Genomic DNA, 16,109 nt, shown 5'->3' with positions numbered 1-16,109 from the left:
CACCTTCTATAATTTGTTCATGAATTTTACGACGTTACCTAAACTGTCTACAAATTGCTTCATTTCGTCGGAATCTATGCACTCTAATAATTCGTTCATACTCTGAATGTGACTTTCAATAATACACTCCATTTGCGCTTTTCCTAAATCAGTCAACAATATCAGCGATTTGCGACGATCGTGGGCAACATCGCAGCGCACAACAAAACCACATTCTGTCAATTGATCAATTAATGTAGTAACACTACCTTTTTCCATATCTAACATTTTAGCAATGTCTGTGGAGGTCAAGCCCTCGAATCTATATATCATTACAATAATTTTTACATGGTTTTTCTTCATTCCAGATTTACTTTCATTTCTTTTACGAAAGTGATGCAGAAATTTTTCATGAAACATATCGAGGAAACTGAATAGGAGATCATGTAATTCCCTAGTCTCATAATAATTCAATTGCACTCCCCCTCCTATGTAGTTAGAAATCTAACAGTAAGAATTCTAACATATTTTACTCCAATCACTCCCTTAAGTCAACTATAAAAACTAAAGAACAATTGCCGGGTGAATGAGCTTAAGCATTTAGACGAACCTACACTCATTTACACTCATTTAAGTAGAGCTTATCAAATTTTGAATCGCATTCAATATTGGGAATCAATACGACCTAATTAGGACTTTAGAAAACTAATCTGCCCAAGGCAAGCCTTGGGCAGATTAGTTTTTTCTATTTCCAGGTAACTCCCATTTCGTTAGGTTTATCGAAGCTTATATCAAGCTTTCATTCAACACAGATATCACTCCACCACCTAGACGTGTGGACCTATAACCTATATTTAAAAAGTGGGAGTCTCAGGAGTGTACAGCGCCTATTTCGAAAGCGAAAGTTTATTTACTGCCTATGGGATATACCGCTAGCTCTAGCTCTAGCTCTAGTTCTTGTTCTGGGTCTCGTACCAGTTTACTCTTAATCTGCGACTGAACCGCAGACTCGAAAATCAAAGGATATATCTTTCTGACTAATTCAGGCGGGAGTTGGAGTTCTGTGGCAAGGTTTACTAAGCGTTGAATGATTTCTTTTTCTCTTTTGGAATCTTTGACTTGGTTTAGGTGTTTTTTATCCCCAACCTTCCGAACGACTTCCATGCGGGCTGCTAAGTTTTCGAGAATCCTTTGATCAACTTGATCAATCTGAGTACGCAGGGATTCAAGGGTGTCCTCATTTTGCCCGCCGCAAGCAAAAACTCTATTCACCGCTTCTGCAACTACCCCTAACTCCCCGGCTAATTGGACAAACTGTTCTGGGGTTAAAGACTGAGGTCCGTCACTGGTCGCTTCGGCAGGGTTAGGGTGGGTCTCAATTAATAATCCATCTGCACCTGCTGCAATAGCTGCCTTAGATAAGGCGGCTATTAAGTCTCTTCTGCCTGCCGCATGGCTCGGGTCGACAATAACTGGCAGGTGAGATAGTTCTTTAGCCACTCCAACGGCGCTTAGATCTAAGGTGTTTCTAGTGCTAGGTTCAAACGTGCGAATGCCCCGTTCACAAAGGATGACTTGGGAATTACCAGCCGCTAGAATATATTCAGCAGCCAACAGCCACTCCTCGATCGTCGCCGACAACCCTCTTTTGAGGATAATTGGGGTTTTACTTTTACCGGCTAATTTCAGAAGCTCAAAATTCTGCATATTCCGGGCACCGATTTGAATAATGTCGACTTTGTCGACCACTAACTCCAGACTAGCTGCATCAATAACCTCTGTCACACAAAGCAGATCCTGGTCTTTAGCGGCCTGAACCAGATAATTAAGCCCCTCTAGTCCCAGACCCTGGAAACTATAGGGTGAGGTACGTGGTTTGAAAACCCCACCACGCAGAATCTTACCGCCCGCTTGTTTGACTGTTGCGGCAGATTGACTCATTTGAATACTTGATTCTACCGCACAAGGTCCACCCATAAGGATAATTTCTTTTCCTCCAATAGTTACTCCTTTAACCTCGATAGTGCTTCGCGTAGTTTTAAGTCCTGCTAATCTCAAATCTTTCATAAAAACATACCCCTTTCAAATCCTAAAAATAAAAAGTCTACGGCTCATCCCTCTAAGGGACGAAAGCCGTAGACTTCCGCGTTACCACCCATTTTGGCCAAACTTGGCCCTCTCTAAAAAGTACAGCATATCAAACTCGCATTTGCCGTGCTTAAGTCGATCTAACAAAAAATAAAAAGCTCCTCATCCCTTGAAGGGACGAGAAGCTATATCTCGCGTTACCACCCGACTTTTGGCCAAAAAGGCCACTCGACAAAGGTACGGGAATGACATCCGATACCTCCTTCCTGTTAACGGGGAAGAACCGTCCTAGCCTACTTGATATCGTTCAGCCGGCAGCTCGGGAGGGAACTTCACCTATCACTACACATAGAAGAGTTTTCAGTCTAGACTCTTCCTCCCTGAAGGGCAATAAATAGCTTACTTTTCTCCGTCTTCGCTTTTAAAGATGTTATTTAATTATTTACTATATTATACAACAGATTTCTTTTTGTCAACTCTTTATAATTTTTATATTTTAGTTAGATCCTCGATGATAGCGGAAAATGCAACTGGTAGAGCGATTCGACCTAAGTCTTGAAGCAAAATCCAATCTCCATGTTTTTCATGGCGATGGACTGCTTTAGAGTCAGCTTGATATTGCTCACTTGCTTCTTTCAGCACGTTTTTTTCTAACCCTTCTTGTTTAATATGCCCTATCTGGTCTATCTGGTCTAAGCACTCTCTCGGCTTAAGTTTCTCAACCAACACGAGCGGCTCAAGTAGGTCAACAATAACCCAGATGATTTTCCAATGACGGTGGCTAAATGTATACCAGACTGGACCATGCAGTGTAACGCTCTTCTCGAATTGTTCCTTCACCCACCCATCAAACCCCCGCTCAGATACAGCCTTCTGAAAATGGTTAAACAATTCACCAGCCTCAACTTTAGGAAGGCTATCTTTCAAGAGATTATCTTGAGACAACTCGACTCCAGGAAACTCCCACAAATCAGCCAGCAACCCCTGAGGGGGGCGTTTCTGCAAGTATAGTTTGTCCCCTCTGCGTAAGACAAAGGTTAAACGGGTCACTATTTGGCGTTTTGCTTTGGGCTTTTTCACTGGGTAGAAGAGGACATCGTCTTGACTGTAGGCCTCACAGAGTTGGCTGAGTGGACAACTTTCACACATGGGTTTCGAGGGAGTGCAAACCATTGCCCCAAGTTCCATTAATGCCTGATTAAAGTCTCCTGGCTGAAGAGCAGGTTGCCACATGGCCAGGTGGGTGCTAAAGTGGCGGTAACTGCGCACCGTTTCGACCGGCTCAGACCAAGCCAAAATCCTGGAAACCACTCGCAAGACATTGCCATCAACCGCAGGGACCCTCTGCCCGAAAGCAATACTAGCTATGGCTCCTGCTGTATACTTTCCGATCCCTGGGACTTGTAAAAGGATATCATAGTCCTTAGGCATTTCTCCTCCCCTTTGATCGAGGAGATAATTGGCTCCTTCCCACATTCGACGAGCCCTAGAATAGTAACCTAGCCCACGCCATTCGGTCAAGACCTCATCGAGAGTTGCCTTACCCAGTTGTTCTACACTGGGAAAACGCTGAAGGAATCGTTCATAATAAGGAATAACGGTCTTCACCTGAGTCTGTTGGAGCATGACTTCAGACACCCAAATTGCATAGGGATCTCCTGTCTTTCGCCAGGGTAGTTCTCTCTTGCCTTGTGCATACCACTCCAGTAATAGAACTGGAAAGCTCTGCTTCTTAGCTTTGTCATTAGAACCGCCGTTTGAACCACCATTTGATGCATCCATTATGTTGTCTCCTATGTCATCTAGAAAGCATTGGCTTCACTTAGATTCTCTATTTATTTATTAGAATTAATCCTATCAAACAAAACACAACTCCAATTATCTGGTTAAACGCAAAACCTTCTTTGTAAAACAATATCCCTATGGGAATAAGCAGTAGAGCCAAAATAATATTGGCAACTAAAGACCCTACACTAATGTTCCAGCCTGCCCGGTAGGCAAGCAGATATCCTAATTCAAGACCAACAATCGCACCTCCAAGTGCCACGCTCGTCCAATTTAACTCGTTAAACGAATTAATAAAACCTTTATCGCTTTTATAAAACAAAGACGCTATTAAAGTCAACAATGCTGCAGTTAGGTATGTAATAAGCAATGCTGAAAAAGGATTAGCATCCTGGGGTGTTGACTTTTGGCACACATTATACAAAACGTTTGACACTACAATAAGCACAATAGGAAAAACATACATAAACATTCTTTAACCTCATTCACTGGCTATTTCGCGATCTAAGCTTGTCTTCTATTAAACCATAAAGATGAGCGCTAGGCCTAGTGCTAAGGCCTATTTTTTGGCGCTCCGTCTCAACCTCTAGCCCAGAAGTATGAGGACGGTTCCGGTGCTTCATGCGCAGAGGAACTGCCCCCATGCTTTCACTCTTCATCTCTCCCGTGTCACCTGTGCGTCACCGTGAGTCACCACGTGTCACCATGTGTCACCCGTGTGTCACTACTTTAGCTCATACTTCGGCTCAGCCCAGAAGCTTCCGATTATTTTACGGATACTCTCAGCGTCTACTGCGTAATGAACCTTCTTCCATTCTGCCGGAAATAATTTCTTATATGCAGACAGCGAAAAACGTTGATCAATTAGCAACACGATGCCCCGGTCCTCTTCCGTACGAATGACTCGTCCGACTGCCTGTAATACCTTGTTGAGGCCGGGGTACATATAGGCGAATTCGTAACCCTGTCGGCTTGTTGTTTCATAATAGGAACGAATGATATCTCGTTCCATGCCCATCTGAGGCAACCCCACTCCAACAACGATTACTCCAGAGAGACGATCACCAATGAGGTCAATTCCTTCACCAAAAATCCCACCCATCAATGCAAACCCGACCAATGTTTGCTCAGGATTAGTGGCAAATGCTGCTAAAAACTCATCTCGTTCTTCTTCTTCCATACCTGGAGTTTGGCAGATCACGCTTATCGGTTGATTTTGTGCTCTAAACTGAAGATAGACCTGCTGTAGATACTCATAGGATGGGAAATAAACCAGATAATTCCCTTCTTTGTGGAAAACGGCCGCGGATATCGCTTCCGCGACAAGGTCGTAGGTCGAAGCACGCTGTTTATACTTAGTCGATATGCGATCATTAATGAGTAGACACAAATTCTCCGCGGGAAACGGTGACGTCAGTTTCAGCTTAAAACTCGCCTCCTCTCCGCCCAAAACGTTCATAAAATAGTCCATCGGACTCAGGGTCGCGGAAAACAGTACAGCCGCCCGCCCTCTCCCCAAGGCTTCCTTCAGCCGAACAGAGGGATCAAGACAGAATAGTTTAACCCGAAAATCGTCCTGGGTAGGCTGCAGGTAAGTGACATAGCGTTCATCATAACTGTCCGCTGTCCTGATAAAGCTTAACGCCAGGAAATAGTGTTCAACAAGTTGTTCTCGCCAAACGACTGGGTGATCGTTCTTCTTAAGGAAGTGCTCTGCTTCTTTGACGAAGTTATGCAGAGCATGGTTTAGCTTAACAGGAAGTTCCTTTTCAACGATTTCTCGGTTTCCACTGACTTCAGCGCAACGTTTTTTCTCTTTGACCAAGACTGAGTTTACTTTTGTCACGCTTTTTGTCAACCTCGCGTTGTCATCTTTTGTCTGCCTCTTTAACCTAAGCCAAGATTCCTTACCCAGCTCGGCTGAAAACATCTCTCGTGCCCGATCCACGAGGTTGTGCGCTTCATCGACCAAAAAAGTGTATTCTCCACCGTCGAGAAAAAAGCGACGCAAGTAGACCCGTGGATCAAATACATAATTATAATCACAGATGACGATATCCGCCCAATTCGCCATCTCTAACGAGAATTCAAAGGGACAAATGGAATGTTTGTGGGCGAAAGACTCGATCACCTGACGCGTCCAAGCTTCCTCTGAGAACAGGTCCTCCACCGCACCTCGCATCCGGTCGTAATACCCACGAGCATAAGGACAATCTTCAGGTTGGCATGTCGCCTCTGGCAGAAAACAAAGCTTTCGTTTAGCTGTTAACGTCAGTCGTTTAATTGCTAAACCGCGCTTTTGTAAATCCGTTAAGGACTTCTCTGCAACCGTTCGGGTGATAGTTTTCGCCGTGAGATAAAAAATCTGAACTGTCAACCCTTCAGCCATAGCCTTTAAAGCGGGAAACAAGGTACCCAAAGTCTTACCTATACCCGTAGGAGCCTGAGCAAATAATTTCTGGCTTTGTTTGATAGTCTGATAAACTGCTACCGCCAATTCTCGTTGGCCTGGTCGATATTTTCCGAATGGAAACTGCATCGCTCGTATACTGGCGTCTCTCACCTCCGACCACTTTTGCAGCTTGATAGCCCACGCCAGATAACGCTCAGCTAAACTAAAAAAGAACTCTGACAGTTCGGTTAAGGAAAAACTTCGCGAGAATCTCTTAATAAGGGCCATATCCAATTGGAAGTAGGTAAGTTGGGTTTCCATCACTTCTAAGCCTTCTTGTACAGCGTACATGAAAGCATAACACTGAGCTTGAGCCCAGTGCAAATCGCTGAACGATTCCTCAATAAGGCTTAGATCCAGCGAAGTTGTCTTAATCTCATCAATACATCCACCGAAATCTTTCTTTATAATTCCGTCGGCGCGACCTGATATTTCTAATCCGAAGTCCTCACTTAGATCACAAGCCTGTTGTGCTTTCGGCTTAGCATAAATATATCTCAGGGTTACTTCCGGCATGTAGTCAAGGCCACTTGTGCTCTGTACATATTGATGTGCCTTGATGGCTTCTTGTGCCCGCGACGCTCCGATTGAACCTGGTTGCAAATCTCCTTGTTTAAGAACAAACTCGACGAGAGTCCGAACTGATACCTTAATAGTGATCACAATCGCTAATTCCTTCCGAGACAATGTCTACCCCTTTATTATACGCCATACCCGCAAATTTCAAGAGCCTTCCACCACATTTTTATGGTGAAAGACTCTTGTGAAATAATTCTATACTTTGAAATAAGGGAGTAGTGAAGGTCTTCTATATTAAATAATGAGCCACGGTATGTCCAATACCTTTTCAACAAATAGTTTTGCTATTTCAGGATCAAACTGTAGCCCAGCGTTTTTACGAATCTCATTAATGACCCTTTCTTCACTTAAAGCCCTTCGATATGGTCGCTCGTTGGTCATGGCATCGTAACTATCCGCAAGCGTAATAATCCTTGCAACCCTCGGAATAGCCTCACCTTTTAAACCTTTAGGATAACCGGTCCCATCCCATTTTTCATGATGAGCTAAGACATAGTCTGCTAATTCTTGCATCTCATGAGATGAACTTAAGATTCTGTAGCCTATCTCCGGATGACGTCTTACTTCGTTCCATTCCTTATCTGTAAGTTTCTCTCGCTTATTAAGAATACGTTCTTCTATAGCGATCTTACCTATATCATGAAGAAGGCCCCCTACTTTGAGAGTTCTTATTTCTGATTCAGATAACCCGATTTCCTTTCCTATGTCTTGACACAGTTCACTAACCCTTTTTGAATGCATTTCTTCTCTTGGACTTTTTTCATGCAGTGTATTGATTATTGTATTGATCATACGGCTTCGTACACTTTCATTTTCGCATGTTTTATTTCGATACATATAGTCTTCAGCATTTTTAAATATTTTTGTTATCTCTTCATCCATTGTATGTTTAGTATCCCAACCAAAGGATATGCTACCTTGAATACCATTAACCTGTTCCTCTGCGTATAAATTTTTTATTCTATTGACAACTTCTTCAGCCTCTTCTTTTTTTGTTTTTGGCAGAAGAATTATAAATTCATCTCCTCCCCAGCGGGCAATGATATCATCTATCCGACATGCATTTTGAATGGTAGTAGCAGCTTTCTTTAGAAGTTTGTCCCCTTCATCATGTCCAAAAGTATCGTTGATAAGCTTTAATCCATTAATATCTCCAACGATTATGGAAATAGGAAGATTTCTGAAGGTATTAATGCGTTTAATTTCTTCTTCACAGAACCTTCGATTATAAAGCTCCGTTAGAAAATCGTGATAACTCAAATATGATATTTCAAGGTTTCTTTTCATTAGTTCAATGGCATTTTTAGCTTTCAATGGCAAGGAAGTTTTCATAGCTTCTTCGCATAATGGCTTTGAAAAATAATCATAGGCTCCCAGGGTTAATGCTTTTTCGATAGCTTGTTTATCGCCTATCCCTGTGCAAACAATTACGGGTATGTCTACTACCGCGGGATCTTGCTTCATCTCTAGTAATACCTGAAACCCATCTTTAAGAGGCATCATTATATCCAGAATGCACAGATGTATCTTATTTGACACAAGTTTATCAGTAATGTTCAGTCCATCTTGAGCTTCAAACACATTAATATCATTGAGCCTCATTTCAAGAACCTTCCGTATAAATGTTCTATCGAGCGGAGAGTCATCAATTATCATAATATTTCTTGTCATTACTTCAGTCCCCCTCTCCAACACTTTTTAGGAATCCTTGTAGTAATTCCTCTATTCGCTGAAGCAAACTATCAAGCAATTCATAATCCATCACCTGCAATGCTTCTTCAGCCATTAAAGCTTCTTTAGCTATTTCGTTCACTCTAACATTTCCAGCCGAACCTTTTAACTGATGCAAGAGGAGGCCAGCACCTTCAAGATTACTTTCAGAGATATATTTTTTGATACCAATCACCAGCCTGACTGCCTGTTCATAAAACCCATTTAATAACTCTTCACTTATGTCCTGGTCAAAACCTGTCGCTTCTATTAGCGCAAACATCGCATCCGCAAAAATGTTGTTCTTTTCTAACTCATCACTCTCAATTTTGTCACCATAAACATATTTATCGATGAGCTCCATAGTCCGACTGATATCAATCGGCTTACTAAGATAATCGTCCATACCTGCTTCAAAGCACTTTTCTCTGTCTCCCTTAAGGGCATACGCTGTCATCGCTATAATTGGTGTGTAGTAACTCTGATTTTTTTCACGCAATCTTATTTGAGCAGCTGCAGAGAACCCATCCAAATATGGCATGTTAACATCCATCAAAATTAAGTCAAATTTGTCCTTTTCATAAGCTGAAACTGCTTCCTTTCCGTTTTCCACTGCAACCACCATAAAACCTTTATTCTTTAGGAGGATCGTGACTATCTTTCTACTAATTAAATCATCTTCGGCAAGTAACACTTTTTTGTCGGCTGCGCTCGTACACTGAACGGAATAATGATTATCTTTTTTCGTTACTGGCATAGATTTTTCTTGAAACCCAAATACTGCAGTAAAAAAGAAACGACTGCCTATTCCTTCTTTACTTTCTACTCCCATCTCCCCATCCATCATTTCAATTAAGTTCTTCGAAATTGCAAGACCTAGTCCTGTTCCTCCAAATTGTCTAGTATTGGAGTCATCTACCTGACTAAATCGTTTAAACAACCTGTCAATTTCATTTTCAGCTATTCCAATCCCTGTATCGCTAACACTAAATAGCAATTTCATCATATTATCATGCTGCTTTTCAAGCTCAACCTTGATATTGATTTCACCATTAGAAGTAAATTTGATACCGTTGCCTAATAAATTAGAAAGTACTTGACGTAATCGAACTGAATCACCTAGGATAACATTTGGTATTCTCCGATCAAACTCTAATTTGACACATAACCCCTTTTGTTTGGCACCGATATCGAACAAGTTAATAACCTCATTAATTATATTCTCAAGATTAAAAGGCAATTTCTTCAAACAAACTTTACCCGCCTCAATTTTTGAGTAGTCCAGAATATCATTTAACACACTCATTAAGGCCTCTGTTGAGGCTTTTACAATATCTAGATATTCTCTTTGCTCCTCCTTCAAATCCGTTAACAGTGTCAAATCCGTCATCCCTATTATCCCATTCATGGGAGTTCTGATTTCATGACTCATATTGGCAAGGAATTGGCCTTTGGCCTTATTTGCGTATTCAGCCTCATCTTTTGCCTTAGTCAATTCTTCTAATGCCTTGCGCAACTGACTCTCACTATCTTTTAATACCTCTTCTGCTTTCTGTCGATCCGCGATTTCCTCCTCAAGAGATGAATTAATCTCTTCGAGTTGATACGTACGAGTCTCAACCTTATTTTCTAGCTCATTATTCAATATATTGATTTCTTCCTCAACTTTTTGGCGCTCAAAGATTTCTTCTTCTAGTATTGCATTCGTTTCTTCCAGTAAAGCAGTTCTCTTCAGGACCTTTTCTTCTAACTCAATGTTTAATAATTGGATTCGAGTTTCACGTTCCGAGACATTTTTTTTCATGGTGTCAAAATAGCCTGATAACTCCACAAATTCCTTGTAACCGTGATACTGTACGTCGGAACCATAATCACCCTTTGAAATAAGCTTCGTTTTATCGATCAGTCTTTTCAGGGCTCGTGTTATATGGAGAACATTTCTGGTGGAAATAACAAAACTAATTATTATAAAAAGAACCAATCCAAGAAAAATCATTTTCAACTTAGCAATAGGCTCAAAGACCTTGTCCGATTCCAAAGCAATTACTGAATACCAGCCTGTAGCATTGATTTTAGTAGAATATAAAATGATCTTTTCATTGTTTACCACGACTTCAATTGGCACTCCTTGATTGATGCTATTCTTAATTTCAGGGAAATTGTTATACGTTCTTCTTTGAGTTACATTATCCGTATTATCATCCACTAGATACATACCCTGTTCATCAAGTATGGACACATGTTCTACCGCACCAACATGAGTACCTTCAGTAATGCTCGTAATTTTAGAGAGATTCAATTCTGCCACTAGAATATTTCCATTAATATAAATTGAGATTGCGACTGTTGGTTTATTTGTTTGTTCTGAAATAAATACTCTAGACCATACTGGCATACCAGTTTTGTCTATGTTGTTAAAATATTCTTTATGTATCATACTTGTCCCAAGATAGTTTTCATTGAAGGGTGCAACGTTTTCCACGACACCGTTTTGATCAAGAATTTGAATTGTATCAAAATATGGATATATATTCGTTATCGTATTGAGGTATTCGTTAATTTCACTATCCTCTACAAACCCGTTGCCCAATAATCTCCGTCTTATTTGGTTCATCATGTTAATTGGGTTTAGGATGAAACTATCAACCTGTTTATTGATATAGGTTGTTATAATACTATTGTCATATCGAATATCTGCTTCAATCCTTTGATTAAACAATCCGACAGTAATATATGTAAAAATTAGAAATGGGACGATAAAGATAAATATATTATTCAAAATCATAGTAGACTTCAAACTAGAGTTTTTCTTCATAAGTTAATCAATTCTCCTTAGTTGTCCATCCTCTACTCTAAAAACCATATATTTTCTAATGCTATCACCGAATTTATCAATTTGGTAATTCCCATCTAGTCCCTTGAAATTCATGATTGAAATAATATTCTTCTTAATGGTAGACGGTTTTAAATCAGGTCCCATTTTCATTGCCTGAAATAAGCTGATGGTGGTTTCATATGAATAAACGGCAGAAAATGTTACGTTTTCTCCATATCTTTCATAGTACTTCTCTTTAAAATTCAGTAGTTCCATTGATTTGCTGTTGATATCAATTGCACCTAAAACAAACATCCCCTCGACGGCTGCCCCCCCATTAATAATTAAGTTCGCTGTGTTTGACCACAAAGGGGCATAGATTTGTACCTTACTTCCTGTCTTTCTTAATTGCTGGACTATCTGTGCATTATCAGCTGCACCTGCGATTAACAAAATCGCCTCTGCTTTTGATTCTGCCAGATCCTTAGCTAGACTTACATAATCTAGATCTACACTTGAAGTGTATGTTCTGGTCAAGATTACTTGTCCATTGTTCATTTCCAGGAGATTTTTAAAATTATTATAAAAAATGTCATTAAATCCACTGTTATCAGCACTATATATTACAGCAAATTGTTTATAATTATATTTTTTAGCAATATCTGCCAGCACAATTGCTTGTTCCTGAGTTGTTGCAATAAATCGAATAAAATTATCATCAATACCTGATAATGAGTCGGCACTGATTGTCGGTGACAAAAATAATATATCTTTATCTCGTAGGTAATCTATGGAATTAACCATCATGCCGCTTGTATAATGTCCAATAACGACTGGTATATTTTCATTAATAAATTCTTTATCGACATTTAAGGCAATAGTTGAATCAAATTTGTCGTCCTTAACAATTAATTCAATTTTTTTACCCTCTAATCCTCCAGCTCTATTTAGCTCATCAATTGCAATTTCCACACCCCTACGACCTGAAACAGATAAGTCAGAATTAATTCCTGACATAGTCCCTACAACACCAATTTTTATGGCTTCACTCTTCAGATTACACCCCTGCAGGTATATGAAACAGCTAATAAATACCGCACTGAGAATAAGTAGTGTACTCTTTCTTAATTTCAAGTAAATCACCCTTCTTGGATCCAACAGTATAATTATAGGAAAATTTTGTTTATTTTTTTATTTGTAAATAGATTCGACGCATTGTTTAAATTTCCTTTAAAATACAATATTTTAACATATTAAGTATACAATTCACTATTATAAGCTTTTCTGGTATTTCATGGGACAAATTACAAATGTACTATATTTGGCAATATATTTGAAGGATATGATGATATTCACAAAGAATACTCTTTAAATTATCATGGAGAACGTTATCGCTGGAGGCTGTTATGAGGGAAGAGCATAAAACAATAAAACAATTAATTTTCGAATTACGCGAATCGCGTAACCATCACGAGCAATTACAAGAGCAACTTTCGTTTGCCAGTGCCCTAAATCTAATTGCTGAAACAATTATTAGCAATCATGATACTCCTATTATTCTTGAATCGATGGCGGAAATTATCGGGTCAACGCTACGCCTTGATCGTACCTTGATCTATGATATTGATTTTGCCAAGCACCAACTAATTGGTCTATCTGAATGGCTTAACCCCAACTCACCTGATCTTACACCAACTAAGGCTATCTACAGTTTAGACGTTTTTGGAGATGCAAGCTTGCATATGAAAAATACTCGCCAATGGCAGGAAAGTCATGTGGATGATTACAATCCTCATGCCTATCGAGATGGCTCAGGAGACCTCCTTCACAAGGTTATGCAGATTAAAAGTGGCCTATGGTATCCCTTTTCTTTTCGTGAGCAAGGATATTATTGCTTAACTTTCAATCACGTTATCCACCGGCGCATTTGGAGAAAAGAGGAAATTGAATTTATTGCAACCGCCGCTCATCTAGTAGAAATTGCTGTTCAGAAGATCAACTTTCTTACTGAACAGCAACAACATAAAGAGGCCTTGCGTTTATCGGAAGAACGCTTTTACAAAGTCTTTCATTATAGTCCAGTTTCAATGACAATTACTTCCCTGAAAAGCAGAGAATATATCGACGCCAATGAATGTTGTCTAAACACACATGGTTATAGTAGAGACGAGTTCATTGGGAGCACTGCATTAGCTCTGAATTTATGGGTGGATCTTGAGAAGCGTGCTAAATATTACAAAGAACTTACGGAAAGGGGATTTGCTCTTAATCACGAAATTGAAAGCTATAAAAAATCGGGGGAGATGTTTGAGTCTTTATTATCTGGAGTTGTCATTGAGCTTAACAATGAACAATGCGTTTTAGGGACAAAAACAAATATAACTGAACTCAGGCAGTATCAACGAGAACTATCCCGGCTTGCTAGTTTAAACCTGATTGGTGAAATGGCTGCAGGCATCGCCCATGAAATCAGAAACCCTATGACGACAGTCAGAGGATTTTTACAGTTGCTAAGTGAGAAGGAGGAATACTTAAGCCATATAGATTTTTTTACCCTCATGGTAAGTGAACTTGATAGGGCAAATTCATTAATCACAGAATTCCTCTCCCTCGTCAAAAATAAACCGATCGAGTTAAAAACTCAAAACTTAAATTCCATCATCGAAAACCTATTTCCTTTAATACAATCTGATGCCATGATTACCGATAAATATGTCAAATTAGACTTAGATAGGATTGAGAATCTGTTAATTGATGCTAAAGAAATGCGGCAACTCATTCTTAACCTTGTTCGTAATGGACTGGAGGCAATGTCTCCTGGTGGAATTCTAACGATTAAAACTCATATGGAAAACAATACGGTAGTTTTAATCGTTAAGGATCAAGGCAAAGGGATAGCTTCAAATGTGATTGATAAAATTGGAACTCCGTTCTTCACTACCAAAGATAATGGCACAGGATTAGGTTTAGCAACCTGTTATAGTATTGCTGCACGACACAATGCTTCAATAAACTTCGATACTGGGCCAACTGGAAGTAGCTTTTATGCATGCTTTAATGCATGCTAATACCCGTCAAGTTATAAAGAAAATCTGCCTAAGGCCAGGGCCTTCAGGCGCTAATGCTAGGCATTAGTTACACTTATTCTTCCAGAAAGTATATAATCATAAGTTATAGTTTCTGACTAGTACGAGGAATAATCAAAAGCTACCTCGGGCTTAAGTGAGGTAGCTTTTGATTGTATCGTAATATCTTCATATAAAATTGGCGAATATGACATAAAGGAGTGTATGATATACAATGATTATCTTTTTATAATAACGAGCTTTCCTTCCTGATAGACATCTTAGTCAGTTTAGTTTGAATCGAGGGCTCTCGTCAGAAATATCAGATCAGAAAGAGGTAAGAACATGGAGACAATACTTTTAGAAGATATCATTAAAGCTGGTCAGGCCCTCAAGGGCATCATTAATAAAACGCCGCTCCAGCGCAATGACATTCTATCTGAAAAATACAATTGCAATGTTTATCTAAAGCGTGAGGATTTACAGGTTGTACGTTCTTTTAAGATTCGAGGTGCTTATAACCTGATTCAAAGCATTCCCTCTGCCGAATTAATCAATGGTGTGGTCTGTGCCAGCGCTGGTAACCATGCTCAGGGTGTCGCCTATTCCTGTAAAAACTTAGGTATCCCTGGGAGAATATACATGCCCATTACCACCCCTAGACAAAAGATCTCTCAAGTTAAACGTTTTGGTGGGGATTTTGTCGAAGTAGTTCTGACGGGGGACACCTTTGATGATGCTTTTTATGAAGCCAAAGTACATTGCGACGCAGAGAACAAATACTTCATTCATCCTTTTGATGACCCCCTGGTTATCGCAGGGCAGGGTACGATCGCTCTCGAAATCCTCAACGCTTTGGAGAGTCCAGTGGATTATATTTTTGGAGCCATTGGAGGAGGTGGCATGATGTCGGGAGTTGGCACATACATCAGATGTTTGAGCCCTAAGACCCAGATTATCGGAGTAGAACCTCTAGGGGCCTGTTGTATGAAGCAATCGCTTGATAAAAATGAAGTCGTTACCTTGGACAAGATCGATAAGTTTGTGGACGGTGCAGCCGTAAAGCGAGTTGGCGACCTAACCTTTGAAATCTGTCGAAACGTTTTAGATGATGTTATCGTTGTCAGTGAGGGAAAAGTCTGCACCACAATCTTAGAACTGTACAATGATAGCGCAATTGTTGCCGAGCCAGCAGGTGCTCTTTCGATCGCTGCCTTGGATACCTATAAAGATAAGATTGAAGGTAAAACCGTCGTCTGTATCATCAGTGGTGGAAATAATGATATTGAACGAACTCCGGAAATAAAAGAGCGTTCCCTGCTCGATCAAGGACTCAAACATTATTTCATTATCAACTTTCCCCAACGCCCAGGTGCCCTGAAAGAATTTGTGGTCGATATTCTAGGTCCCAACGACGACATTACGAGGTTCGAGTACACTCAAGTTAACAATAAAGAAAAAGGCCCAACCCTAGTCGGGATTGAGCTCACCCAGAAAGAAGATTACCAAATTCTCATCTCTAAAATGGACAAAAAAGGCTTTCAATATACCATAATTAATGAAAACCCAGAATTGTTTGATCTTTTAATATAACTCTTTCACCCAAAACTCGATCTGCACCACATACACAGAGTAG

11 protein-coding genes and 1 other annotated feature are annotated in these 16,109 nt (G+C 40.0%); of the genes, 2 read left to right on the top strand and 9 right to left on the bottom strand.

Features of this window, described 5'->3' with window-relative positions:
- Window positions 1-6 precede the first annotated feature (6 nt).
- The 9 genes from E4K67_RS11675 to E4K67_RS11640 form a co-directional block, all read right to left on the bottom strand.
- Window positions 7-453: a MarR family winged helix-turn-helix transcriptional regulator gene (locus tag E4K67_RS11675; protein ID WP_135546752.1), complete on the bottom strand. Its 447-nt coding sequence runs from the start codon at window positions 451-453 to the stop codon at window positions 7-9.
- A 432-nt stretch (window positions 454-885) separates the two neighbouring features.
- Window positions 886-2,046: a bifunctional 3-deoxy-7-phosphoheptulonate synthase/chorismate mutase gene (locus tag E4K67_RS11670; protein ID WP_135546750.1), complete on the bottom strand. Its 1,161-nt coding sequence runs from the start codon at window positions 2,044-2,046 to the stop codon at window positions 886-888.
- A 191-nt stretch (window positions 2,047-2,237) separates the two neighbouring features.
- Window positions 2,238-2,492 (bottom strand) — a binding site (T-box leader).
- Between the two features lie 64 nt (window positions 2,493-2,556).
- Window positions 2,557-3,849 carry an A/G-specific adenine glycosylase gene (gene mutY / locus E4K67_RS11665; RefSeq protein ID WP_135546748.1) on the bottom strand — a complete coding sequence of 431 codons (1,293 nt, stop codon included), beginning with the start codon at window positions 3,847-3,849 and terminating at the stop codon, window positions 2,557-2,559.
- Between the two features lie 49 nt (window positions 3,850-3,898).
- Window positions 3,899-4,324 carry an EamA family transporter gene (locus E4K67_RS11660; RefSeq protein WP_135546747.1) on the bottom strand — a complete coding sequence of 142 codons (426 nt, stop codon included), beginning with the start codon at window positions 4,322-4,324 and terminating at the stop codon, window positions 3,899-3,901.
- A gap of 13 nt (window positions 4,325-4,337) precedes the next feature.
- On the bottom strand, window positions 4,338-4,511 hold the full coding sequence (locus E4K67_RS29730) for a hypothetical protein (protein ID WP_158408458.1): 174 nt from the start codon (window positions 4,509-4,511) through the stop codon (window positions 4,338-4,340).
- Window positions 4,512-4,576: 65 nt separating this feature from the next.
- A complete protein-coding gene (locus E4K67_RS11655; RefSeq protein WP_420841534.1) occupies window positions 4,577-6,991 on the bottom strand; it encodes an ATP-dependent DNA helicase in 2,415 nt (804 codons plus the stop codon).
- Between the two features lie 126 nt (window positions 6,992-7,117).
- Window positions 7,118-8,554, bottom strand: a complete 1,437-nt coding sequence (locus tag E4K67_RS11650; protein WP_135546745.1) for an HD domain-containing protein — start codon at window positions 8,552-8,554, stop codon at window positions 7,118-7,120.
- A gap of 4 nt (window positions 8,555-8,558) precedes the next feature.
- Window positions 8,559-11,408: a hybrid sensor histidine kinase/response regulator gene (locus E4K67_RS11645; RefSeq protein ID WP_135546743.1), complete on the bottom strand. Its 2,850-nt coding sequence runs from the start codon at window positions 11,406-11,408 to the stop codon at window positions 8,559-8,561.
- Between the two features lie 3 nt (window positions 11,409-11,411).
- Entirely contained in the window at window positions 11,412-12,542 is a 1,131-nt protein-coding gene (locus tag E4K67_RS11640) for an ABC transporter substrate-binding protein (protein WP_135546742.1), read from the bottom strand.
- Window positions 12,543-12,814: 272 nt separating this feature from the next.
- Here E4K67_RS11640 and E4K67_RS11635 point away from each other — a divergent pair, with 272 nt between their 5' ends.
- Together E4K67_RS11635 and ilvA are read left to right on the top strand one after the other, a co-directional pair.
- Window positions 12,815-14,476 (top strand): ATP-binding protein, encoded by a 1,662-nt coding sequence (locus E4K67_RS11635; RefSeq protein WP_135546740.1) that lies wholly within the window; start codon window positions 12,815-12,817, stop codon window positions 14,474-14,476.
- Window positions 14,477-14,818: 342 nt separating this feature from the next.
- On the top strand, window positions 14,819-16,066 hold the full coding sequence (ilvA, locus tag E4K67_RS11630) for a threonine ammonia-lyase IlvA (RefSeq protein WP_135546738.1): 1,248 nt from the start codon (window positions 14,819-14,821) through the stop codon (window positions 16,064-16,066).
- The last annotated feature ends 43 nt before the right edge of the window (window positions 16,067-16,109 follow it).

The sequence above is a fragment of the Desulfosporosinus fructosivorans genome, from assembly GCF_004766045.1.
Lineage (GTDB): Bacteria > Bacillota > Desulfitobacteriia > Desulfitobacteriales > Desulfitobacteriaceae > Desulfosporosinus > Desulfosporosinus fructosivorans.
The sequence above is the reverse complement of the archived record's forward strand: the minus strand, read 5'-3'. Positions and strand labels throughout refer to the sequence as shown.